Here is a 24,318-nt window from a genome sequence, read left to right on the forward strand (position 1 = left end):
TTTTTGAAAATCGCCTGAACAATCTTCGCGAGCGCATTCTGGATCAGCGCCAGGAGGTGTATTCCGGGCTCGATCTCAGTTTTAAGGCAGAAAGTGCCGAACTCATTCGTCAGCGCGCACTTCAGGCACCTCGTCAAATTTCCACCAATGAGGCAAAAATTCCCCAAATTCCGTTACAAGTTTATCAGTATCGATTTCTGGATGAAGATCAAACTCCATACCTGGTCACGTTTATCGAAAGCGAACCCCGTGAGGCGTTTATGATCGATTTCTCCAGAAACAGACCCGATGATATCCCCTTAGCAAGCTTACTTCGTTCAGATTCCGTGAATGTACTCGTTCCACAGTATGTCCTGGAGCATAGTCTGCAATCGTATGATTCCAGCTGGCTGATTGAAAATATAAAGTCGGATGAAGCTCCGTTCAGGATTCTTAGAAATGAATTTCTGCCCGGTGCACTTACCGTTTTCACATCACCGCACAACAAACGTGGTCAGCGTTCGGTTTCTGCGGAATTAAAAAATATCGACCCGAATTCACAATCTGCCGCTCTCGATACACCCTATCCGAAAAGCACCCGCGGACTCGGAAGTATTCATTACCGTGAACCTGAGCCGCTTTTGGCAAACCCCGATTCACTTCAGCTTGCGGATCTCGTGCTGGGATATGATCTGCGTGAAGAACCATCAGACCACTTCTTACCCTTCACTGTTGCCAATAATCAAACCATTCCATGGCAGGAAACACTTGTACTCCATTTTGAAGTGTATAATCTCGCTGTACAACCCAACGGTTTCTCGCGGTTTGAGCTCACCTACCGTATTCTTCCGATTGATGAGAGCGGGAAGGTTCTCACCGATCAAACCGAGTTTATTCTTACGCTAAACTTTACAAGCGAAGAAAATCGCCTCACTGAAGATCTTGAAATTGAAACGGCAGATCTTAATCCCGGCCTCTACCAGCTGCGTGTTCAAATCACCGATGTACATAACTCGCAGACGATGAACCGTACCACCCGGTTTGAAGTATTGGAATAAGCGTACTATCACCTCATTTTTCAGAATATATGAACATCTTTACCATCATTATCCTGGCCGCAATTTTGATCGATTTTACGCTGGGAATCATCTCAAACCGCCTGAATCTGAAGGCGCTGAGCCGCGAACTCCCGGATGAATTTGAGGATGTTTATGATGAGCAGACATATGCAAAATCCCAGGAGTATACACGCGTAAACACCCGGTTTGGCTTTCTTACCGGCACCGTCGACTTGCTGCTTTTGCTTGCATTTTGGTTTGCAGGCGGCTTTAACTGGCTCGACCAGTGGGCGCGAGGATTTGAATTTGGTGTGATCGGCACCGGCCTGATTTTTATCGGTGCGCTGGTTGTTGCTAAAATAGTCATCTCCCTGCCGTTCAGCGTCTATTCTACCTTTGTGATTGAGGAGCGATTTGGTTTCAATAAAACAGACGGCAAAACATTTGTGATGGACCGCCTGAAAGGAATGATGCTCTCTCTGCTAATCGGTGCACCGCTTTTGGCCGGAATTATCGCCTTTTTTGAATATGGAGGTACCTGGGCCTGGGTTTATGCCTGGCTCGCAGTTACGGCTTTTTCCCTGGTGATGCAGTACATAGCCCCCACCTGGATCATGCCGCTCTTCAATAAATTTGAACCGCTTGAAGATGGAGAGCTTCGGCAGGCAATCGAAGCCTATGCCGAAAAAGTAGATTTTCCGCTGCAGGGCATTTATGTGATGGACGGATCCAAACGATCATCGAAATCAAACGCATTTTTTACCGGCTTTGGAAAAAATAAGAGAATCGCACTTTTTGATACACTGATTGAAAATCACACTACGGAAGAACTGGTGGCTGTTTTGGCTCACGAAATCGGTCATTATAAAAAGAAACATATCGTAAAAAATATGGTGATCAGCACACTCCATACAGGGATCATGTTCGCATTGCTCTCCATTTTTCTGCAGGTGCCCGCGCTGTTTGATGCCTTTTTTATGGAGGAGATGAGTGTATACGCCGGTCTTTTGTTCTTTGGCCTGCTCTACTCACCGGTTGAGACACTGCTCGGTATTTTTATGCAGATGATGAGCCGTAAACATGAGTTCGAAGCGGATCATTATGCGGCATCCACCACAGGCCAGCCGGAACAGATGGTGAACGTGTTGAAAAAACTCTCAAAAGATAATCTGAGTAATTTAACTCCACATCCATTTTACGTATTCCTGAACTACTCCCATCCTCCGGTATTACGGCGGATTGAATCGATCCGGAGATCCGGTTAAAACATTATAATTATGCAAAACCTTCAGGAACCACGTTCTTATCGTGTCATCGACAAAATGTTGCATGGACATCGAATGTGTAATTAATATCGAGTTTTACTGGATCAGGATATGATACAAGGTTAAATCAACCGATTATCTATTTTGAATAGCTCACCCTTTCGATGGCAATAGTTTTGCCGATTGTAAATTAAAAGTGGTTCCGTATATTGGCTCACAATATTGGGGCCCATTGCATTATAGGTTTTAGATTATTGAGTTCTCCATCTCATAACATAACGGATGATTTTTGGATGAAGAAGCTATTTTCAGGCTTTTTAACAGTTCTTCTATCTGTTCTTTTCCTTAGCTGCGGAAGGGAAGAGGTACCACCGCCACCTGATACCGATTCTGAAACGCTCAACCAGCTTTTAAACGGTGCTCCTTTTAGCCGTATTAATCTGCATGAATCGGGTGCTGATACACTTATGTTGCCGGGCGGACAAGTTGTAGACCGTTTTCCAATTGGAGGAGAAACCCGCAGATTCAGAGGCCCGGACCAGGTTGTTGTACATGGCGAACAGCTTGTTGTGTTGGAGTATACCAACCCAGAGCTTTATGTGCTGAATCGAGAGGGAGAATCCATCCGCATTTTGAATAGCGGGGATCAACTTAGCAGACCCACAGCGATTATGAGCGACGGGACCAATCTGTATGTCTATGATGATGATGAGAAAACACTGGCACGTTTTGATTCACAGCTCGAATATCAGGAGTCAGTATCTTTCCGGAACCCGTATTTTATGCCCGGATCCGTTGGAATGAACCGCTCATACATCCTGTATCAGCCTGATGAAGCAACCGGATTTCGCGTTTCAGAAACGGACAAAAAGCTGCTTACAGTTGTTCGGAATGATCAGGCGCACACAACGGCAGAAGAACTGATGCCGCGTATTATTCCTTCCGGCAAGCAACCCGGCGGATTTAACAACCTCACTTTTTCAATCAATCGTGAAAATTCCATTGTTGCTGCATATCCGGCGCTTCCATATATCTTTATCTTCCATGAGTTTGAACACAGTCACACCATTCTATTTGATGAAGAGCCTTTCGCCGCAATTGAGAACCCGCCTCTTTCGCCATTTCAGCCCGTTATGGGGGAAGCTGTAAGTGTCCGCAGTTTGATTGATTATCTCCATATTACAGATCATGGAGATGTTTTGGTTTTCAGTCAGGGTGAGCTATTTCATCTGAAAACCGAAAAATCTGGGACCTACACACTATCCTCACGATACGTGCTGGTTCGGGGTGATACAGGCGAGAGAATCAATTCGCTGAGCAGTATCAGCAACGTTCCCGACGATCCTGACCGGTTTTATGGAACCGGCGATGGAATACTTTTCGGCCTGATTCTGCCCGGATGATTTTATGTGTTCCCCGGGCAGTAACCGGCAATAACAAGTATGTTATTTGAACTTTTTAAACACTACGATACCGTTGTGGCCGCCGAATCCGAATGTATTGCTCATCGCAACATTCACATCTTTTTCGATTGAGTCGCCAAATACAATATTCATACTTTCCGGTACCTCCGGATCGCGGTTTACTGTATTTATCACACCGGGAATCACTCCATCCGTAATCGCCTTGATTGATGCGATAGCCTCTGCCGCTCCGGCTGCTCCCATCAGGTGACCGGTAATCGACTTGGTTGCCGTAATACTGAGATGATCAGGGGTGTCACCAAATACTTTTTGAATGGCTTTGATCTCGCTGATATCGCCTACCGGAGTAGAAGTTGCGTGCATATTCAGGTGATCCACATCTTCGGGATTCAATTCCCCATCCTTCAGTGCGCGTCTCATCCCTTCTGCCGCTCCAAGTCCTTCGGGGTGCGTTGCTGTAATATGATAGGCATCGGCGGTCATAGCTGCACCAGATACTTCTGCATAGATCGTTGCACCGCGGGCTTTGGCGTGTTCGTATTCTTCAAGGATCAGAGTACTGGCACCTTCGCCCATCACAAATCCGTCGCGATCGGTGTCAAACGGCCGGGATGCGGTTGCGGGGTCATCATTTCTTGTACTCATCGCTTTCATCGCTGAAAAACCTCCAAATGAAGCCTCCGTGATCGGCGCCTCGGAACCTCCGGTAATAATCACTTTCGCTTTACCCCACCGGATGTAATTAAACGCATCCATAATTGCGGTGTTGGATGTGGCGCATGCAGATACAGTTGAGTAGTTGATGCCCATCAATCCATATTTCATGGAAATCATGCCGGCGGCCATATTCATAATGAGGCGGGGTACAAAAAATGGGCTGAATCTCGGTTCAAAATCATTGGCTGCGTAGTTCCGGACTTCTTCCTCGAATGTTAACATTCCGCCCTGACCGGTCCCCCAGATTACACCCGTATCAAAAGGGTCCATAGAATCGAAATCAAGCCCTGAATCTTCCACCGCTTCTATAGTAGAAACCAGTGCATATTGGGTGAAGGGATCGGTTCGCTTTATCTCATTTCGATCAAGTTTTTCTTTTGGGTTGAACTCTTTCAGTTCAGAGGCAAAGTGAGTGCGAAATCTCGAAGCATCAAACTTCGTAATTCCGGCTGCGCCGCTTTGCCCCTCTTTTACCGAATTCCAAAAATCGTTTACATTATTACCTACCGGTGTAAGAGCACCGAGACCTGTTACGACAACTCGTTTCATTGTAGACGTTTAAATTTTTTATAGCTGTTACTGAAATCTTTTTGAAAGATAAGACAGAAATGAGTGGTATTGAAATTGTGCCTTACTCAAACAGTGCAAAAGTCAACGGTGGTTGCTGAGAGAAATTTGTTCCGGATCAGATATTATAATTTGTGGCAGGTTGTTATGCAGGCGTATCGTTCCGCTAATGCAAACGGAACGGTTTAAAAAAAACTCTTCCGGAGGAGAACGGAATTTATGTCTGTCTGACCCGAAGATTACCCCTGTAAACGCCGGTTCAGGATAGGGTTTGTCCAGGTTGAGAAACGTCGGGGTGCCATCAGACTGCGTTATATAGTCAGCCGAGACCACAGTTCCGCATACTTCAGCAGGTGTGCCGATGTGTTCCCCGGCCTCTAAAGCAGAGATAGTTATTCCCGGCTCTGGCGGTGCTGACCCCGGATCTATAATGCGTGATAAAACCAGGGCCAGTACCAGCACCAGCGCTACCAGCGGCAGCAAGTACGGGATTGATTTCCGGATCTTCTCAATCAAACTTCAATGGTTACTTGCCACGACTCATTAATATACCAACTACCATAACCAGCGCAGAAATGACTATCGGTATCCAGTCGCCGGTACTCACTGCAACATCAGCACCCAATACTTCAAAAGATTCTGATTCCTGCATATATTCGTATGTGAAAAAGATTACACCCACTAAACCACCAATTGAAAGTATATACCCAAGTATTTTCATTTTTCCTGATTTTATTTAAAGGTTAACAGTAGTATAAGTTATTCAAATAAAATAAGTTTCAAGAATTTTATACAGGTTAAGAATCATTTTTAAAGACCAAAGTTTAAAGGTCAACCTCTTCTTTCGTACCTTTCACGGCTTGATTAAAAAAAATAACCCCATTTAATAAATTTCTTTTCTAAACCGATATGAGTATATCAACCCGTTTTATCGCTTTCTTTTTTTCGTCTGTATTTTTTCTTGTTTCAGTTTCTGTACTTCAGGCACAGGTATTGAATGTTGAGAGTTTCCGCACCCAGGCCGACGCTGATACCACAGCCGCCTGGAACGGAGAAACCGTATTTGATGTGAGTCTGAGCAAATTCAACGAGCAGGTTTTTAAGCTGGGCAACGAGACCAATGCCGCCTATTTCACTGGAAAGCACCGCTATCTCTTTTTAACCAGTGTGGAACTGATCAATGTGGATGGTTCGAGCGTAATCAGCAACGGTTATTTTCACCTGCGCGGCACATTTGTTGAGCAGCGCCGGTTTTCACCAGAAATTTTCACACAGTTTCAATACAATGAAAATCTTGGCCTGAAAGAACGCTTTCTGGCGGGTGGTTCAGTTCGGTACAGGTTTCTGAACCGGGATGATATTCGCGGGAGCGTGGTAACAGGACTGATGTATGAACACGAAAAGTGGGGCACCCAGGAACAGCCTAATATTGTGAATGAATACATCAAGAGCACATCAAACGTCGCTATCCGGGGACAGCTGAGCGAAACCACCCAGCTTTTAATGATCGGATACTACCAGGCCAGGCCCGATCAGTTTCTGAAACCCCGTGTTACGTCAGAGAATCAGCTTAACATGAGAATATCACGCCATCTCACCTATCGCGTTCGATTTACACTTACCTACGATACTGAGCCCGTCATTGATATTCCAAACCTCACGTATACACTACGCAACGGTTTGATAATCTCTTTTTAGACCCAAACCCTATCAACGACATCACAGGCCCCGACCGGCGATCTCCTGTTTTGCTCGGCGAGGCCTATTATCAATGATTAAATTTCATCACTTCCTCCCCTCGTTTCGGTGCTCTGCACCGAAACGCTTACCCATAAAGCTCTGCTTTCTCTCCTCGTTATGGGCGGCATCACTCTTTGTGAGACACAAACCCTGATTAGTCACATCGCGTACCCCGAGCCGCGATCTCTGCCAGATCGCTTGGTTTCCAATCCAAATATGAGCTAAACACCTGAACTCTCAATCAGAGACTCCTTTTTTTCTTTTGAGTACTGTTTAATCTCGTATTCCCGTACGCACGCGGCAGAACGATCAGGAAGCTCCTCCATGTACACCATTGCCTTCGGTTTGTGTGCTTTTAGGTATTTAGCCCCCGTACCCTGCCTGTGTTGGTGCCATCGTCGGATGACATGATTTGTACTGCCGGTATAAAGGCTGCCATTCGTACATCGAATAATATATGTGAACCAGGTTTCTTTCATTTGATTGTGTGGTCGGGTCTTTTCATTAACATCGGGTATAACCACGATGGGGGCAAAGGATTTTTGCAAAGGTAACAAAGGAAGAGTTATTCCATGTCTCTCCTCACAGCGTTCCTCGTTCCGGTGCTCTGCACCGAAACGCTCGCACGTAAAGCTCCGCTTTTCACAATATCAAAGATACCGCACCGTGGCATAATACAATTTATTATCTGAAATCTATCACCTCAAACCTCCTCACGGCGCACTCGGCCCTAAAATCACCGCATTCAGGAACAGGCGATCCGCACCCCGCCAGTAACCGCGGAAGTTGATATCTTCAGCAAAGGCAATGACGCGTCCGGAGCCGACCCGCTCCTCATATGCAAAGACACTGCCGGGGGTTCGTTCAAGATTCTCATCCCAGGCGTGGCCTGAAAGTTTCGATTCGCCTTCTGAAACCAGAATCGGCGTATTTCGGCGGGGTGTTGGAGCGCCTTCGGGTTTTGTATAGATCCGGCTGGAATTGATCAGCGCAGGAAATCCATACGAATATCCGGATGTGAGCCAGTTTTCCTCATCCAGATCCGTCTGAAAAAATGCCCCGGGAACCGTGACTCGCTGAGCATCTTCATTTTCTTCTTTGTCGTACCAAGTGGTTAATTCGGTAAGTTCAAGTTGATTTCGCACGAAATCCGTAGCCGATCCAATGGCCACCAGTGTTCCGCCGTCACGAACCCATCTCTGCAGGCGGCTAATTCCATCCTCACCCAGCATTTCAGCAAACTGACCCGCACTTGAAATCTCGGGAAGTACAATCACGTTGAATCGTTCCAGTTTCGTACTGCCAAGTGAGCGGGTTTTCATCACGATATGGGGAATTTCATAGGTACGATCGAGTGTGTGCCAGGCCCATCCAAAGGAGTAAGCGTCAATCGGGTGATCCCCAATCAGCGCAATCTTCGGTTCTGATATCCGGGTTCCCTCAACAGATCCCAATGGCGGATATCCCTCATCCGCCTGGCCACTGTCAACCGGATCCACATCCAGACCAAACCGATCTCTCAGCTCCGACACTGCACGATGTACATCATCAATATTGCCATCGGTCCGAACGATCACGGTTCCAGATGCGTACGGCTTTTGGTTCACCTGCGTGGGTTTGAAAAGTACATGGATTCGGATATCCTGCTCCCGAAGGTAGGGAATAGCGGATAGCGCCTTCGACTGGTTTCCGTCAATAAGATAAGCGTACCGGGCGCGCTGCAGAGGCGTGTCGCTTCCGGTTTGAACCGGCTCTGTCACCCGTTCGGCGGAGACGGAACTGCTGCTCGTTGTGCTGAATCCCTGCAGGTTGTAGAGCAGCGGCAGCGACCACGATGTGATGTCATAAAAACGCGGATTCTCGCCTCGATCCACCCGCTTACGCGCCTCTTCAAGAAACTCTTCGGGCATCGGTACTTCGGGGTCCAGTATATTTCTGATGAAGCTGTGTCGCGGCTGTGAGGCTTCAATCATGTAGGTGCCTTCTGCAAACGTGTGACTTCCCAACGACTCGCCGTTTCGGTCTGTCGTGTTTCGGATGGATGACTCTCCCGTCAGCCTGTATACCTCTACACCACTTCTCATGAGCAGATTCACGGCTTCAGCCACCAGGTTGGGATCTCCTTCCGGTTTGATCAGGTACCGGACCGTGCCGCTGGTTCCGGCATCAATCGCGCTGACGTTCTGTTGGTAGTAATCCGTAATGAGTTCATGACGACGATCGCTTGAAAGCTTCACCATCGCACGGAACGCCAGGTACTGCTGATGAGCCGCGTCCGCCAGCGTACGAACCGAACCATCTGACAATTGCAGGCCAAAACCACGGCTTGATCCCTGCTCATACAGCATTCCAACCGCTCCCTGGTGAGTCATGTAGGAGGTAAAATAGGCCGGGTAGAAAAAGTTGAAGATCTCACCTTTCGTATACTCCACGTGGTTCTCATCAAAAATATCGGCGTGAGCATTGCCGTAGTGTTCAAACCATCTGCTGGCGTAGTCGGGGAAAAGGGGCGAGACGGGATCAGTCGGAGGATCCACGTAAAACTCAGTGTTTGCTCCCATCTCGTGTGCGTCAACCCCGGCTTGCGGCCTCCACTCGCGGAGAATAGCCGCACGATTCCGGGTCTCGTTATGTGTATGTGCAAACCAGTCGCGGTTTAGATCAAAATAGTAGTGGCTGGTCCGATATTTTCGAGCCTCCCAGCCGTTGAAGTCGTTCGACCAGTCGTCATTATCGGCGTGAACGGTCCGTCCCAGCATTTGATGATTGGTTTGGGCAAACGCATCGCGGCCATCGGAGTTGATGTTGGGATCGAGCACCATCACCGTATTGCGAAGCTGCTCGAGAGTCTCGGGATCATCCGATGTGGTAAAATGCTCCAAAAGCTTTAACACTCCCTCTGTGCCTGAGAGTTCAAACCCGTGAATCGATCCTGCCAGGTAAAGAATCGCCGGCTGGTTTTCGATAATCTGTTCCGCTTCCGATGAAGAGACTGTTCGAGGATCATCCAGCTTTTGCCCGTTCTCTTTGATCTCATCAATCCGTGCGTGGTTATCTGGGTGGGTCAATACAGCACCCATCTGTAGTTTGTGGTTGTAGGTGGTTCCGATTTCAAAAATTGTTACCCGGTCGGAGGCTTCATCCAGGTATTTAAGGTAATCTGCAATCTGGTGGGTTTTTGTGATGCGGTCGCCAAAGTCATGGCCCACAACATCCTGGAAACTTTTTACCTGACCAAAAAGAAGAACGGGGATCAGGGCAAATATTGATAAGAAGAGCGATAAACGGAGTAAGGGTCGTGGCATGCTTTTTATGGTTGATTTACAATTGGAGAGTTCCGCTTACAGAATATTTAATTGAAGGGTAATGTGAAAGGTGAAAATCGTGAAATAATAATCTTTTAGCGTTTTAAAAAGCAGAACCTGCAAGAGTCCGTCAGGTCCTCGCAGAGTTCTATATAAAAGGAATAACGATTTTTTCCGATGAATCTCTTCATAACTCATCCCCCGACTCCAATAATTAACATCACTAATAAAAACTTTCACCTTCAATATTCATCACTTTTGTTTAACCTTGGGGTAGGTTCCATAAAGCCCGTACGAAAGGAATAATCATACAATGCGGGCTGTAAACTACGCTGGAAATCACAAATCAGGTTTGGGATCACGAGCACAATCGTTTTCCAATCCTGATGTTGCTGATCCAAAATCTGCAATAATTCTTTATGAGAAATATATTTTCATTCCTGGTTGTCTTGCTTATAACAGCATTAACTGTCTTTCTGCTATCTATTCCCCTTGGGCCGCTGCCACCCGCCGGGGCCTTTTTCCAGCCTACACAAGGGTTTTGGGCCAACGCAGAAACGCGATCGGTAACGGGTGAACTGAATCTAAATGAAGCAGGCTTGAATGAGCCAGTAGATGTCTTTTTTGATGAACGCGGCGTCCCACACATTTTTGCAGAGAATGATGAGGATCTCTATTTCGCCCAGGGATATGTAACGGCGCGGGACCGTCTATTCCAGATGGAGCTGCAGATTCGTGCTGCCGGTGGTAAACTGGCGGAATGGCTCGGGCCGGATCTGATTGAGCACGATCGCCATCAGCGAAGGCTGGGCATGCTTTACGGAGCGGAACAGGCGATGGAAAAGATTGGTGAAAATGATACCGTCCGTACTGTAATCGAAGCGTATGCTGCCGGAGTAAACGCGTATATCAATACTCTGACCTACGAATCCTACCCGCTGGAGTATAAAATTCTGAATGTGAAACCGGCCGGGTGGGAGCCGATAAATACCGCTCTTCTGCTCAAATATATGACCCAGATGCTGGCTGGCCGTTCCGATGATTTCAGGACCAGCAACACAATGGCTTATTTCGGCGAGGAGTTTGTTGATGAATTTCTAAGTACCCGCCCATCGCTCATGGATCCAATCATTCCGCCGGAAACCGAATGGGAGTTTTCCGCCGAGTTGCCGGAACGGCTTGGCACACTCTATCAAGCCGGGTTCACAGAGCAGATTGAACCCTGGCAGCCCGATCCGCTAAACGGCAGCAACAACTGGGTGGTGGACGGCTCAAAAACGGAAGGCGGGTACCCAATCCTATCCAACGATATGCACCTGAACATGAGCCTGCCCTCCATATGGTACGAGGTACAGCTTCGAACTCCCGATTCCAACGTGTATGGGGTTAGTCTGCAGGGCACACCCACGGTGATTGTCGGGTTTAATGAACAGATTGCCTGGGGTTCCACCAACACCGGCGCTGATGTAATGGACTGGTATGAAATCACATTCCGGGATGAAAGTAAAAACGAATATCTGCATGACGGGGAGTGGAAACAGGTCAGCCTCCGCACAGAAACAATCGCTGTAAAAGGTAGAGAAGCCGTAACCGATACGATTCGTTTCACCCATCACGGGCCGGTTTATGAAACAGAACAGGAGACACCGGTCAGCCAGACGATCCAGCACGATCATGCACTGCGATGGATTGCTCACGACCCGTCCAATGAACTGATCACCTTTTATATGCTCAATCGAGCCGGGGATGTTGATGATTTCCGCGAAGCATTCCGAAACTATCAGGCACCGGCACAAAACATGAATTATGCCGGTGTGGATGGCAACATCGCAATGCAGACCGGCGGGCGCTTTCCGCTGAAGTGGGAATACCAGGGAAGGACTGTTAGTGACGGATCGGACTCTCGCTACGACTGGGGCGAGTACATTCCGTTTGAACAAAATCCATATTCGATCAATCCCGAGCGCGGATTTTTGAGTGCTGCGAATCAATTTCCAACAGCAGAAAACTACCCGCATTACCTGGGTGAGGCGTTTGCACCTTATGAACGGGGACGACGAATCAATGACCTGCTTCGGGATATGAACTCCATTACCGTTCAGGATTTTGATGAGATGCTGATGGATGAATTTAGCTACCACGCTTACACGCTTCTGCCCGTTTTGCTCGAACACATAAACGAATCAGCCCTGGATGACAGTCAATCAGGGCTGCTTAACCTGCTCCGTAACTGGAACTATCAAAACACGGCGGATCAAATAGAGCCATCTGTTTTCAGGCAATGGTGGCTGGAGTTAAACCGTGCCATCTGGGACAATAAGTATGATACTGAATTCCCGATGCGAAGACCGGATCGGGATAAAACCGTGGATCTTATTACACAAGATCCGGACTCTGACTGGTTTAATAATGTAGATTCAAATGAACGGGAAACTCTGGCTGATTTAGCTCTCTCTTCATTTACAGAAGCGATCGACCATCTCTCTTCACGATATGGCGAACCCGGAGAGCCCTGGCATTGGGGATATGTAAACCGGACTCCCTTAAACCATATCGGCCAGATTCCAGGGATGGGGATCGAAAACGTATTTACCGGCGGAGGTGCTGAATCAATCAACGCCATCCGCGGCAGTCATGGTCCTTCCTGGAGAATGGTTATGGTGCTTGATCCGGCTGGGGTGCGGGGTTACGGCGTCTATCCCGGCGGACAAAGCGGCAATCCGGGTTCTAAAACCTACGATGAGTTTGTAGAAATCTGGCAGGCAGGTGGCCTTTACGAACTGCAATTTCTGAGAGAAAAACCATCAGAAAAAGAGGGATTTCCGCTGATCATTCGGTTTGAGTGAATCAGTCCTGATTTTAAAAAATAAAAAAAGCCGAAGGAGATTTAACTCCTTCGGCCTGAATAATCCACAATATAGTGTCCGGTTTACCGGCCGTCTATATTGTGCTTTGGTTACGAGTAAAGATTAATCAGAATAAAAATTTCAGCCATTGCTTCCAGGTCAAGCTCAACCAGATCTTCGCTCCGGCTTTCAACTTCTGACTCCACACTGCTGGTAAATGTAGTGTAGATATCACCCAGCAGATTTGCATCAATTACGCCGGAAATTGCATTTTCAAATACAAACTTAGCTCCGCCGTTTGAATTGATTTCCGCATCAATATCAACAATCACCTGAGCTTCCACGTTGGAGTCATTCTCCATCGCTGTTCGCACTTCTTCGTGATACGCTTCAAATGCAGCTTCAATCTCTGATGAAGCTCCGCTGCTTGCTTCAATTTCAGTTTTCAGATCTGCACCCGCATCTGCGATTGCTGATACTGTAGTTTCTGACATGCCGGATGCTTCTGCATTCGTCTGGGCAGCAAAGTCAACCGCTGTAGCAGCATAGAGAGACGCAGACGCTCGAACGGAGTTTTGAATCTCTTCAGATTGATTGGAAATGCTGTTATGGAGCGCATTTTTCTGCATGTGAATCATAGTAGCAACTTCACCGGCTTGAGCTCCCGCTTCGGTATAGGCATCAATCTTGGCGTCAATCAGTGATTTAAACGCTGCGCGAAGATCCTCGGAATCAGCGGCTGCTTCAGCATTTGTTTCATATTCAAACTGGGCTTCAGCAATCAAATCGGCAGATTGTTCAAGAATTGCTTCGCCGTCACCATCAGCAGCTTCTGCAAAAAAAAACTCGGCTCTCGCTTCTGCATAATTTGTAATTGCGGTGGCGATATCAGCCGATGCCGAACTTTCTGCGTTTATTTCAGCAGCCGTTTCCGGACGGATCACGGTTTCAATATCCGTTTTCCAGACAATGTCTGCATTCCCAACTGAAACAATTTCAGCAAATACAGCCGTTTCAGCAGTTGATTCACCGTTCAAAGGCTTCAGGCGATACGATTGATTGTTTTCGATCTCAGCCGAGATGAATCCCCTCAACTCGCCTTCGCTATGTTCTGCGATCACTACAATCTGATTTGCAGCATTTACATCCACTTGCAGGGAGAATTCACCGGATGCATTTGCTTCTGTTTCCGTTCCCGCAATCGTTTCAAACGACCCGTCAGTCGTAATTCGTGCGGCAGTTACGGTAGTGCCCTCCACGTTAGAGTTGGAGGTTTGAGCTTTCGCCTGGGATTGGTTGGTTTCTATGGATCCGTGGATCGTCGCTTCCTGGTCTTCAGATACACCAGTGCTGCTATCGGAGCAAGCAGCTAGTCCAATTATTAAAATAAAACTTAATATTGTTCCAATTTTATACTTTAAAAACATATAGATGAATCTTTTAGTTTTAGGTTCAATCCCTTCTATAGAAGTTTTGAGATGATGTTCCGATTTCTAATATAAACATGTTTAAGTCATTGAAATTAAATAGTTTATAGCTATTTATAATTAAAAATACTACGAATGGTATAACGAAATTTATTGCAATTAAAATGAATATTTGAGATTGTGAATGGCAATGGCGGAAACAGTCCATTAAGGGCGATAATTAAGTTGGTTCGGCAATAATTATGTCATGCCACGCCCCGGCGTGGCATCTCCTGCCCACTTCCCGAGGCTTAGGGATGCGAGATGACGCCATTGATTAGACTGTTTTTGTGATATCCGTCAAATTTTAGAATCGAACTCATGCCAAAAGTAAATTTCCGGCAGGTATACAGCACTTGAGTAATCAATGAATCATATATAAACTACCGGCACTCGTTTTTTTGAAATTCACTTATCTGTTGCCAATCCGGTATAACAACTGTGGCATATTCTATATAATGTTGTGAATATATATCGCAGGTAAGAGTATTTGAATCAACAGTTTAATTGGGTTTAGACTGAATAGGATGCAATATTTTATCTGATATTCTCCCTTTTCAACTCTATATTGGCTCGCTGAATTGAATCGTGGCAGAAAAAATCTATATCCGGACAGTTATATAGATTGCATTCGATTTCGTATATTAGGGACTTATTTATTCTTTCATTTTTCAAGAACGTATTCGTTCTATATGAGCAAAAAATTTGACGAAGTAAAGCAACTGGCTTATCCAAAGGCTGAAGTTGAAATTTTGAACTGGTGGAAGGAGAACAAGATTTTTGCAAAAAGCCTTAAATCACGGGCTGACGGCATTCCATTCACCTTTTTTGAAGGACCACCTACAGCGAATGGGAAACCGGGCATTCATCATGTAATGGCCCGGACTGTAAAAGATCTGTTCTGCAGATATAAAACGCTGAAAGGTTTCAGGGTTGATCGCAAAGCAGGGTGGGATACCCACGGCCTGCCGGTAGAGATCGAAGTGGAAAAAGAGCTCGGGTTAGACGGCCGTGCACAGGTTCAGGATTATGGTGTGGCAGAATACAATGCCAAATGCCGTGAGAGTGTGCTTAAATACAAACATCTATGGGATGATCTGACCAACCGAATGGGGTACTGGGTGGATCTTGACAACCCGTATGTTACCTTTGAAAACGATTATATCGAATCGGTTTGGTGGGCATTTAAGCAACTGTACGAAAAAGATCTTGTCTACAAAGGATATAAAATTCAATGGTACTCTCCAGGCAGCGGAACCGTTCTTTCTTCACACGAAGTAAGCCTTGGATATAAGGAGACGCAGGATCCCTCGATCTATGTGAAATTCCCGCTGGATGCCGATCCCAATGTTTACTTCCTTGCCTGGACCACTACACCGTGGACTATCATTTCCAATATGGCTCTGGCTGTAAATCCTAAACTCGACTACGTTAAAATAAGGGTTGAGCAGGATGGAAAAGAGGAATTTTTGATTCTTGCCGAGGGTTGTCTTGAGGATGCGATCGATGGTGATTATGAAATTGTAGATCGCTATAAAGGCAGTGACCTTACCGGCTGGATTTATAAACCGGTCTTCGATTACGCCCTGAAAGAGTTTAAGAAAGAGGATGCCTGGCGGGTTGTTGAGGCGGATTATGTAACCATTGATGATGGTACAGGGGTTGTGCATACTGCTCCCGCATTTGGTGCTGATGACTTTGCAACAGCTCAGAAGACCGATATCCCGATGTTCAACCCGGTAAACGCAGAAGGTCGTTTTGAAGATGTGATTGAAGAGTTTGCCGGTCAGTGGTTTAAAGATGCTGATAAAGAAATTAGCCGCGCAATCAAAGAAAAAGGGCTGATGTACAAGCATGAGACCTATCTTCACAACTACCCGTTCGACTGGCGCAAAGGCACACCGCTGATGTCGTACCCGGTGGAGTCTTGGTTTATCAAAACCACCGATGTGAAGCAAAAGATGGTGGATTACAACAAGAAAATTAACTGGAAGCCGGAAAGTACCGGTACCGGACGATTCGGCACCTGGCTTGAGAATAACGTAGACTGGGCCGTATCACGCCAGCGCTATTGGGGAACGCCGCTCCCGATCTGGATGAGCAGTAAAGATCCCGAATACATTGAGTGTGTGGGCAGCGTGGAAGAGCTTAAGAAAAAAGCTGGACTTTCTGATAGTGAAGAGATTGATCTCCATCGTCCGTATATCGACGAGCTGACCTGGGATGCCCCCGATGGCGGCACAATGGTACGTGTGCCGGATCTGATGGATGTTTGGTTTGATTCCGGGGCAATGCCGTGGGCGCAATGGCACTATCCGTTTGAGAATAAAGATAAGTTTAAAGATAACTTCCCGGCAGATTTTATCGCCGAAGGTGTGGATCAGACACGCGGGTGGTTCTACACCCTGCACGCCCTGGGCACCATGTTGTTTGATAAGCCGGCGTACAATAATGTAGTCTCAAACGGGCTTGTGCTCGATGAGAATGGCGAAAAAATGAGTAAATCGAAAGGCAATACGGTTGACCCTTTTGAAATGCTGCAGAACTATGGGGCTGACACGGTTCGCTGGTATATGATGAGTAACTCATCACCCTGGGAAAATCTTAAATTTGGAGAAACCGGCCTGCAGGAAACGCAGCGTAAGTTTTTCAATACCATTGTGAATACATATTCCTTTTTTGCAATGTATGCCAATATCGATGGGTTTACCTATTCCGGCTCACCGCTGCCTAAATCGGAGCGCACCGAGATGGATCGCTGGATCACTTCCCGGCTCAACACGACCATCAAACAGGTGGATGAACATCTGGATGAATATGAACCAACACGTGCTGCCCGGGAAATCGAGCAGTTTGTGGAAGAGCTGAGCAATTGGTATGTACGACGCAGCCGCCGCCGTTTTTGGAAAGAAGGCAAAAGCATCAACAAAACGGCCGCCTACCAGACGCTTTATGAATGTCTGACAAGCCTGGCCAAAATAATGAGTCCGATTGCACCGTTTACGGGCGAATGGTTGTTTCAGAAGCTGAATGATGTAACCGGCAAAGATGAAAAATCGGTACACCTTTCCTTCTACCCAACGGTAGAAGAAACAGCGATTGATAAGCAGTTGGAGCGCCGTATGGAGGTTGCACGGACAGTTACATCTGTAGTATTACGGTTAAGGAATCAGATCGATATCAACGTGCGTCAGCCGCTCTCAAAAATCATTTTGCCGATGGATGAGGAGAACCGCGCAATGGTTGAAGCGGTAAAAGATATAATTTTAGACGAAGTAAACGTTAAGGACATCCGGTTTGTCGACGATGATTCAGGAATAGTGGATAAAACTGCGAAACCAAACTTCCCAAAACTGGGTAAACGTCTTGGTAAACGAATGAAAAGCGTTGCTGCTAAAATCGGCAGCCTGACGAACGAGCAGATCGGAATATTTGAAAAAGCTGGTTCAATTACATTATCTCTGGATGACGAATCTGAAGTGTTGATCAGCAGTGATGAACTGGAGATTCAGCGCACCGGCCTCGAAGGCTGGTCTGTGGAAACTCAGGACGGCATCACCGTTGCACTGGATACCGAAATCTCCGAAGCGTTGCTGAAGGAAGGCATGACTCGGGAATTCATGAACCGGATACAAAATATGCGAAAAGAGGCTGATTATGACGTAACCGATCGTATTGTGGTTGGCTACGAAGGATCAAACCTGCTCGAAGCGGCTATAACTGAACGACTGGAAACCATAAAAACGGAAACTCTTGCAGAACATTTAAAAAGTGAACTGCTCGAATCCCCTGACTTCATCAAAACATGGGATATAGAGGGTGAACCCTGCGAGATTTCTATTCAACGAAAGATTAATAATTAAAGGATAGGCTTATGGCATCTTCAAAAGATACCAAAAATAGCGGACGCGTTTCTCCATATACGGATGAAGAGCTCGAGTATTTTAAAGAGATCATCATAAAAAAACGCGATGAAGCTGAAAATGAGTTGAACACCCTTCAGAGCTCTCTGCGCGAAAGTATGGAGAATGCTTCCGATGAATCGGCGTATTCATTTCATATGGCAGATGCAGGTACAGACGCCCAGGAACGCGAAAAAACCTACATGCTATTCAACAGAACCAAGAAGTTTATCCGTTACCTGGATGATGCATTGGTGCGTATTGAAAACAAAACGTATGGAGTATGTAAGGTGACCGGCAAAAAAATTGCCAAAGGACGCCTGGAGGCAGTACCTCATACACAGCTCAGCATCGATGCTAAATTAAAACGCCGCTAAAAGGAAAGCTTTTGTCGCTACGAAAGAAGAAACTGCTGATACTATTCACACCTGTTCTGATCGTTTTTATACTGGATCAGGTTACGAAACAGCTCGTCCGGACAAACCCGGGCCTTCACCGTGTGAATGTAATTGACGGATGGCTCGCGCTGAATTTTACCAAAAATCCGGGAATGGCAATGGGAATGGACTTTTTGTCAACTCCCGTGATTAGTATCGTAGCGATTGTAGCGACAATTGCAATTTTTGCGTACATCCTCTCCACCATGAAGGATGCAAACTTTGCATACCTGCTCTGTATGGGGTTGATACTGGGGGGAGCGCTCGGCAATATTTCAGACCGTATCTTTATGGGAATTGCAGGCGGATATGGCGGCGTGCTGGATGGTCATGTTGTGGATTTTATTCATTTTAACCTCACCATTGGCGAAACACCCGTATTCCCGTATATCTTCAATGTGGCCGATATTGCCATTACCACAGCAATTATTACCATGCTTGTGTTTCACAAACGGATTATGCCCGTGGATAACGAACCAAAGGATGATGAAATTCAAAGCGGGGAGACTGGGGGCATCGATTTACATCAGGAAAAAACTACCGAAAGAACAGAAGAGATAACGGCAAGCGAACCTGCAGATTCCGCTCCGGATTCTGCATCGGAGAGGCAAAAACCAGAATTGTAAGCGGCACTAAACAATCTGTTGAATTTGATCTGCAAAGAGAGTTAATTCCTACTATGCTAACCTCATGCAGATGCCGCCTTCATGCGAACCGACAGGGAATTAAAAGAACTACTCTATAAAGACGAGGCCGGGTTTTTACTGGCAGCCGCTCCTGTTATTGATAAAGTTGTCAATCGATTTGTTAACAATGGATTTATCCCCCGTCAGGATCGCAGCCAGCTGATGTCGCATATCCATGAATCGCTTTTAGATGGCAAAATCTCAGCCATGCGAAGTCAATTCAACGGCCAGAGTTTGGTTTCAACCTACCTGACCCGAATTGTGTACAATCTCTGTGTTCGGTATGGCAAAAAGAACAGGAAATATAACCAGGTAAACCAATTCCGGGCCGATGAACTGCATCAGAGAATTTCCGGGGACGATCCGCATAAAGAATCCGTACTGATTCAGGAGACAGAGCGGTTGAACTACCTGATCACTCTTTATGGGGAGAAATCGGGACGCCTGGTTCTGCTATTGAAAATGGTGCTGCGCCTGAAAATTACCCGTGAAGATGTGCTCAACCCGTATCCGCATGCAGAACAGGATCTGGCTGAATCGCTGATGGATGAATATCACCAGTTAATTGCCGAACCGGGACTGACAGATCAAAACTTGTTTGCAGGTATTTCCCCCGGCATTAATCGGCTGGATCAAAAGGAGAATTCGCCGGATGCACTTCGCAAATGGATCGCATCAAAACTGGAAGAGCTGGCTGCAGCACTGAATGCTCCCCCCTCCGGGGCAGCCTTTGATAAAGAGTCGGTTAAATTACTGGCTGAACAGTACTTCACAAAACTCCAAACCCGCTGATGCGATGTATCTAATTAAAAAGAGAAAACATGTATTGAGAATCAAAAAATGAGCATCCAAACAGATTCATATTTCAACAAAGATGGAAAGCTGAACGATAATGGCATTGCGCTGTGTGCGGAAGCTGTTGTTCTCGGCAAGATGGGTCAGCTTCCTGAAAGGTTGAGAAAAGCTGCTGAAGAGGACCCGGAAACAAGGAGAGAGATTGCTGCTCTTGCAACCCTTCTGGATAAACAAGAGCTGAAATCAGATTCACACCCTTTTTTTGATGCAGGGCATCAGGCGCGGGTATCTACATTCCCAACGCTCAAAGCAGTGGCTGTGATTTTGATGACCGTAATGCTTGGAACACTGATCGCCTATTTCAGCGGCCAGGTTGACCCTAATGATTCTGATCCGGTTAGGGAAGATTATTCTGAAAACTTTGAGCCCAATGTCTTCTTTGAATCGCTAACCGGTCAGACAACCCGTTCAGATGAACTGGAAATCCTGGAACCTGAACTGGATGCTGAAAAACAGAATGGGATGAATTTCAGATGGGCCGCTGAGCAGGATGAGAATTTTAGCCTGATTATACTATCAAACCGCGGAGATGAAATCATTCGTGCCGATTCACTCCATGATAGTTTCCGGCTGGAACAAGACTTGGTACCCGGACTCTACTATTGGCGCCTTGAAACGGGGGATGAGCTGATGTACGTGGGGAGGTTTACGGTTAGGCGATCAGGTGAGAGGTAATCAGGTGATAGGAGAAAGGTGACAGGTGGTAAGATTTTTGGTTTATGGTGGGATTGGGACACATTTTGTTGAACTGTTGAACTGTTGAACTGTTGAACTGTTGAACTGTTGAACTGTTGAACTGTTGAACTGTTGAACTGTTGGTTATTTTCCAATATGGATAAATCCGCTCCAGAAGCCGGGGAATGAGGTGGTTTCGTGTTCGATCATTCTAAGTTTTGCGAGGCGGAGGGCGTCGCGGGTGGGGTGGCCCTCAAGCAGCTCTTCGTAAAAGGCAACCATCAAGTTTTTGGTCTGCTCATCGTACACTTTCCAGAGGGAAACGAGCAGTTCATCGGCTCCGGCATAGAGCCAGCTTCGAGTCATGGCCATAAGTCCTTCACCCCGGTGAACGCGGCCGATTCCGGTTTCGCATGCGCTCAGAATAACCAGCCCTGCATTTAACTGCATGCCAAGAAGCTCACCTGAATAGAGAATTGGATCACCCGGAGCATCGGGAGAATCGTGAAAAAGAAGACCGGAGAGACTGGGATGCCTGTCATCAATAAATCCATGTGTGGCTATGTGCAGGATTGAATAGTTCTCTGCGGTGGACAAAAAGTTCGTTTTGGAAGCTTCTTCATCCAGGAAACGATCGAACGTGAAGCCACGGCTTTCAACCCGGTCTGAAATTGTAGATATCTCATCCCTGCTAAACGGAAGCGGATTTGCATCGCGGGGATTTAATCCCAGGAAAAGCTCGCGTAAACTTCCATTTTCTACCGACAACCCCGGTTCATCAAATGTCATCGCTGATGCTTCATCTGAGGAAGTACTATCAAATACCGGCGCAAATCCGGCGATTCGAATCTCGCTGGTGTCGGCAACGGTGAAAGGATTTAAATCTGAATCCGGCTCACGATTCAAAAACAGGTCTGCGGAATATTGATATGAAATCGAGACATCTTTGACCAGGTAGGAAAAGGCCGAAAAATCTGTGGCCCGATCGGCAGGCGGATCTGAAGTGAGCAACGCTTCAAATGGAATGGTATAGAGTGGACCGTCGGGAATGATAGTGAGTGCATTTTTTCCCTCTAAAAGGTTTTCAAAAGAAGAGGTAAGTGTACGGTAGAGATCCGAGGCCGGTTTAATAAAGGCGGCAGGATCAGCCATCGAAAGCGATCTTCGTAGCTTTAAAATATCTGCCTCGGTGCCGGCTAGGTCTATTTTTCCAAAGTGGTTGTTTTCGGGGTCTATCGCAAAGGAAAACAGGTGATCACTTCCGAAAAAATAGCTGACAAACAGTTCATCATCATGCAATTTATCGCCGATCTCTGCAGGTGAAATAGAGGTTTTATTGTGACGAAGATCGTAGTAGTTGGGGTATTTTTGTTCCAGGTGGCGGACAAGTTGACTGTACTCCTCTCGTGCGTCAAAAAGCAGCGATCTAAAATCTGCATCCTGTTGATCGTGAGCTTCCTGTTTGAACTGTTCGAGGTTGTAAAACCGGATCTGCTCACTCAGGTCCTTTTCACGCAAAAGAAGACTGTCCGGCAAGCCACTATAGGAGATCGCCTGAACATCATAAATCGACTCGCGGAGAAGCGCAGACCGGTTTTGTTCAGATAATTTGAATGCGGTTTCTAAATATGAGGGATCTCCGCTCTCCGTGTAGGCCTGATGGAGGTCGTAAAGTGCATTTTCAAACACGGAGTAGACCGTTTCTGTGAGTCTTATTTTAGACTCATCACTACGGTACTCTCGGCGAAGTTCAGAAGTGGCATCCGCAAAAAGTGTGTAGTGTTTCAGCAGCAGCTCATTATTCGCATTCCGGTTCCGAAGCAAGTCGAGACGGGCACGCAGCGTATGCTGCAACTCAGTCAGTGAGATCATATCATCCAGTTCGGGAAGGTCACTCGGACCTCCCGATTCAAAATCGTAGCTGTTAGCCGTGAGCGATTTTCTGAAAAAATGATCCGCTTCATCAGGAAGTGAAAGCGCAGCGTAAATCTCACCATGTTTGCGGTAAATTGCGGCAAGATCTCCATTCCGTTCACCGAAAAGATCGGCCTGGAGCTCTGCGGCGGCTTCAAGGTGTTGAAGCGCTGACTGTTGGTCATCTTGGTTGAGGTGCAGGTCGGCCAGTGAGTTCAAAAGCAGCACATGCCGATTGCTTTTTTCGCCCCAAATTTCGTCCGACATCACAAGACCTTCACTGAACAGAAGTTCAGCCTCTTCAAAATCCCCGGTTTGAATGGCAATATCACCCAGGCGCCGGATACTGTCGAATAAATCGGGGTGGGTTGAATCAAAAAAATTTCTCCGGATTTCAAGCGATTGCGAATAATATTTCCGGGCTGATGCGGCATCACCCAGACCTTCGTAAACCGCGCCGATCGCTTCATAGGTTGTGGCTGTATGCGGATGGACTTCGCCCAGGTAACCCATGCGGATATCGAGCGCCCGAGTGTAGTAGTCGAGGGATTTTTCATGATCGCCGGTCTGCAGAAAGAGCTGCCCCATCGTAAAATAAAGATGTGAGGTAAGTGAAGGTGACGGGGAATCGAGCTGGTCTAACAAGTCGCGGCTTTGGTAGAGATATTCCATCGCGCGCCGTGTATTCCCGCCGCTCAGCAGTGTGCTGGCAAGGTTGCCGATTATACCAATCGTTTGCTGGCTGGCCTGCGGTTCAGGGCCGAATAACGTTAGCGCCTGTTCATACGACTGCACGCTTTTTTGATATCTGCCCAGTGATTGGTACAAAATCGCCAGGTTGTTGTGGCCGGTTGCTATCCACCCGGGATTTCCTCCCAGTTTTTCGCGGAGAACAACCGACTTCTCACAGTATTCCACAGCTACCGTGGGAAGTCCCATTCCGTGATATCCGCCGCAGATATTTCCGTACGCCCTGGCAACTCTGTAGTGCTCTTCGCCGTGCATATCACGGGCAAGATCGAGCATGCTGAACGATACCTGGATGGCATGCATGTACTCACCCATCATAAAGTGAACCCTGAAAAGATTGTTATAGACCGGGAAGAGTTTCTCCCGGTCCACATCAAACCGTTCAACAGCACTCTGAATATTCAGGAGATTCTTTTTTGCAGACGTATACTCTTCGGTCTGAATATAGAGATCAGCAATTCTCTGGAGTGTGGCTGCATATTGATCATACTCTCCGGAATCTTTAAACGAGTAGGCAGCTATATCAAAATAGGCCAAAGCGCTGTCGATTCGGTTGACCTCAAGGTGTTCTTCCGCCTGTTCAAGAAAGATTTCAGCCGGAGTGGTCGGGTTCTGCGCGGTTGCCGGAAGTACGGCAAAAATGGCCGGAAGCCAGAGGAGTATCAATCCATATAAAATTGAGTAGCTGTTCTGCATAGGATGTGAAATTAAATGAAACGACTGCGTGAAACA

General features: G+C 46.8%; 17 protein-coding genes. 10 read left to right on the forward strand and 7 right to left on the reverse strand.

Annotation, left to right across the window (positions count from 1 at the left end; translation table 11 throughout):
• The 3 genes from DYD21_RS20940 to DYD21_RS00015 all read left to right on the forward strand — a co-directional run.
• A partial coding sequence (locus tag DYD21_RS20940) for a hypothetical protein (protein WP_158551353.1) occupies window positions 1–1,037 on the forward strand: 1,037 nt, incomplete at its 5' end.
• Window positions 1,038–1,066: 29 nt separating this feature from the next.
• Complete coding sequence (locus DYD21_RS00010; RefSeq protein ID WP_116030606.1) at window positions 1,067–2,302, forward strand: M48 family metallopeptidase; 1,236 nt, start codon at window positions 1,067–1,069, stop codon at window positions 2,300–2,302.
• 293 nt (window positions 2,303–2,595) lie between these two features.
• A complete protein-coding gene (locus DYD21_RS00015; RefSeq protein ID WP_116030607.1) occupies window positions 2,596–3,705 on the forward strand; it encodes a hypothetical protein in 1,110 nt (369 codons plus the stop codon).
• A 42-nt stretch (window positions 3,706–3,747) separates the two neighbouring features.
• On the opposite strand, the gene fabF is transcribed toward DYD21_RS00015, so the two are convergent.
• The 3 genes from fabF to DYD21_RS00030 form a co-directional block, all read right to left on the reverse strand.
• Window positions 3,748–4,992 carry a beta-ketoacyl-ACP synthase II gene (fabF, locus tag DYD21_RS00020; RefSeq protein WP_116030608.1) on the reverse strand — a complete coding sequence of 415 codons (1,245 nt, stop codon included), beginning with the start codon at window positions 4,990–4,992 and terminating at the stop codon, window positions 3,748–3,750.
• A gap of 102 nt (window positions 4,993–5,094) precedes the next feature.
• Window positions 5,095–5,526, reverse strand: a complete 432-nt coding sequence (locus tag DYD21_RS00025) for a hypothetical protein (RefSeq protein ID WP_147303449.1) — start codon at window positions 5,524–5,526, stop codon at window positions 5,095–5,097.
• Between the two features lie 10 nt (window positions 5,527–5,536).
• Complete coding sequence (locus tag DYD21_RS00030) at window positions 5,537–5,731, reverse strand: hypothetical protein (protein WP_116030611.1); 195 nt, start codon at window positions 5,729–5,731, stop codon at window positions 5,537–5,539.
• Window positions 5,732–5,919: 188 nt separating this feature from the next.
• Between DYD21_RS00030 and DYD21_RS00035 the strand changes: the two genes are divergently transcribed.
• Window positions 5,920–6,708, forward strand: a complete 789-nt coding sequence (locus DYD21_RS00035; RefSeq protein WP_116030612.1) for a DUF481 domain-containing protein — start codon at window positions 5,920–5,922, stop codon at window positions 6,706–6,708.
• Between the two features lie 263 nt (window positions 6,709–6,971).
• Here DYD21_RS00035 and DYD21_RS00040 read toward each other — a convergent pair whose 3' ends face one another.
• Window positions 6,972–7,229, reverse strand: coding sequence for a GIY-YIG nuclease family protein (locus DYD21_RS00040; protein WP_116030614.1), 258 nt, complete (start codon window positions 7,227–7,229; stop codon window positions 6,972–6,974).
• A gap of 234 nt (window positions 7,230–7,463) precedes the next feature.
• Window positions 7,464–10,055, reverse strand: coding sequence for a M14 family zinc carboxypeptidase (locus tag DYD21_RS00045; protein ID WP_116030616.1), 2,592 nt, complete (start codon window positions 10,053–10,055; stop codon window positions 7,464–7,466).
• Window positions 10,056–10,474: 419 nt separating this feature from the next.
• Here DYD21_RS00045 and DYD21_RS00055 point away from each other — a divergent pair, with 419 nt between their 5' ends.
• Window positions 10,475–12,901, forward strand: coding sequence for a penicillin acylase family protein (locus tag DYD21_RS00055; RefSeq protein ID WP_116030620.1), 2,427 nt, complete (start codon window positions 10,475–10,477; stop codon window positions 12,899–12,901).
• A 110-nt stretch (window positions 12,902–13,011) separates the two neighbouring features.
• Here the strand turns inward: DYD21_RS00055 and DYD21_RS00060 are convergent, their stop codons facing one another.
• Entirely contained in the window at window positions 13,012–14,328 is a 1,317-nt protein-coding gene (locus DYD21_RS00060) for a hypothetical protein (protein ID WP_116030622.1), read from the reverse strand.
• 731 nt (window positions 14,329–15,059) lie between these two features.
• On the opposite strand from DYD21_RS00060, the gene ileS reads away from it, so the two are divergent.
• From ileS to DYD21_RS00085, 5 genes are all read left to right on the forward strand, one after another.
• Entirely contained in the window at window positions 15,060–18,230 is a 3,171-nt protein-coding gene (gene ileS / locus DYD21_RS00065; protein WP_116030624.1) for an isoleucine--tRNA ligase, read from the forward strand.
• 11 nt (window positions 18,231–18,241) lie between these two features.
• Window positions 18,242–18,646: a TraR/DksA C4-type zinc finger protein gene (locus tag DYD21_RS00070; RefSeq protein WP_116030626.1), complete on the forward strand. Its 405-nt coding sequence runs from the start codon at window positions 18,242–18,244 to the stop codon at window positions 18,644–18,646.
• 11 nt (window positions 18,647–18,657) lie between these two features.
• A complete protein-coding gene (locus tag DYD21_RS00075; protein WP_116030628.1) occupies window positions 18,658–19,332 on the forward strand; it encodes a signal peptidase II in 675 nt (224 codons plus the stop codon).
• 81 nt (window positions 19,333–19,413) lie between these two features.
• The gene (locus DYD21_RS00080; RefSeq protein WP_116030630.1) at window positions 19,414–20,184 is read left to right on the forward strand and encodes a hypothetical protein; all 771 of its coding nucleotides are present in this window, start codon (window positions 19,414–19,416) and stop codon (window positions 20,182–20,184) included.
• A gap of 48 nt (window positions 20,185–20,232) precedes the next feature.
• On the forward strand, window positions 20,233–20,922 hold the full coding sequence (locus DYD21_RS00085) for a hypothetical protein (RefSeq protein ID WP_116030632.1): 690 nt from the start codon (window positions 20,233–20,235) through the stop codon (window positions 20,920–20,922).
• A 144-nt stretch (window positions 20,923–21,066) separates the two neighbouring features.
• On the opposite strand, the gene DYD21_RS00090 is transcribed toward DYD21_RS00085, so the two are convergent.
• Window positions 21,067–24,282: a CHAT domain-containing tetratricopeptide repeat protein gene (locus tag DYD21_RS00090; protein ID WP_116030634.1), complete on the reverse strand. Its 3,216-nt coding sequence runs from the start codon at window positions 24,280–24,282 to the stop codon at window positions 21,067–21,069.
• Between the last annotated feature and the right edge of the window lie 36 nt (window positions 24,283–24,318).

This window comes from Rhodohalobacter sp. SW132, from assembly GCF_003390325.1.
In the GTDB taxonomy this organism is placed as follows: Bacteria; Bacteroidota; Rhodothermia; order Balneolales; family Balneolaceae; genus SW132.

Coding starts and splice junctions, on each gene's coding strand:
- fabF (WP_116030608.1), bottom strand. CDS start 4,992: ATGAAACGAGTTGTCGTAACAGGTCTCGGTGCTCTTACACCGGTAGGT.
- ileS (WP_116030624.1), top strand. CDS start 15,060: ATGAGCAAAAAATTTGACGAAGTAAAGCAACTGGCTTATCCAAAGGCT.
- DYD21_RS00055 (WP_116030620.1), top strand. CDS start 10,475: ATGAGAAATATATTTTCATTCCTGGTTGTCTTGCTTATAACAGCATTA.
- DYD21_RS00010 (WP_116030606.1), top strand. CDS start 1,067: ATGAACATCTTTACCATCATTATCCTGGCCGCAATTTTGATCGATTTT.
- DYD21_RS00070 (WP_116030626.1), top strand. CDS start 18,242: ATGGCATCTTCAAAAGATACCAAAAATAGCGGACGCGTTTCTCCATAT.
- DYD21_RS00030 (WP_116030611.1), bottom strand. CDS start 5,731: ATGAAAATACTTGGGTATATACTTTCAATTGGTGGTTTAGTGGGTGTA.
- DYD21_RS00085 (WP_116030632.1), top strand. CDS start 20,233: ATGAGCATCCAAACAGATTCATATTTCAACAAAGATGGAAAGCTGAAC.
- DYD21_RS00045 (WP_116030616.1), bottom strand. CDS start 10,055: ATGCCACGACCCTTACTCCGTTTATCGCTCTTCTTATCAATATTTGCC.
- DYD21_RS00090 (WP_116030634.1), bottom strand. CDS start 24,282: ATGCAGAACAGCTACTCAATTTTATATGGATTGATACTCCTCTGGCTT.
- DYD21_RS00035 (WP_116030612.1), top strand. CDS start 5,920: ATGAGTATATCAACCCGTTTTATCGCTTTCTTTTTTTCGTCTGTATTT.
- DYD21_RS00060 (WP_116030622.1), bottom strand. CDS start 14,328: ATGTTTTTAAAGTATAAAATTGGAACAATATTAAGTTTTATTTTAATA.
- DYD21_RS00015 (WP_116030607.1), top strand. CDS start 2,596: ATGAAGAAGCTATTTTCAGGCTTTTTAACAGTTCTTCTATCTGTTCTT.
- DYD21_RS00040 (WP_116030614.1), bottom strand. CDS start 7,229: ATGAAAGAAACCTGGTTCACATATATTATTCGATGTACGAATGGCAGC.
- DYD21_RS00080 (WP_116030630.1), top strand. CDS start 19,414: ATGCGAACCGACAGGGAATTAAAAGAACTACTCTATAAAGACGAGGCC.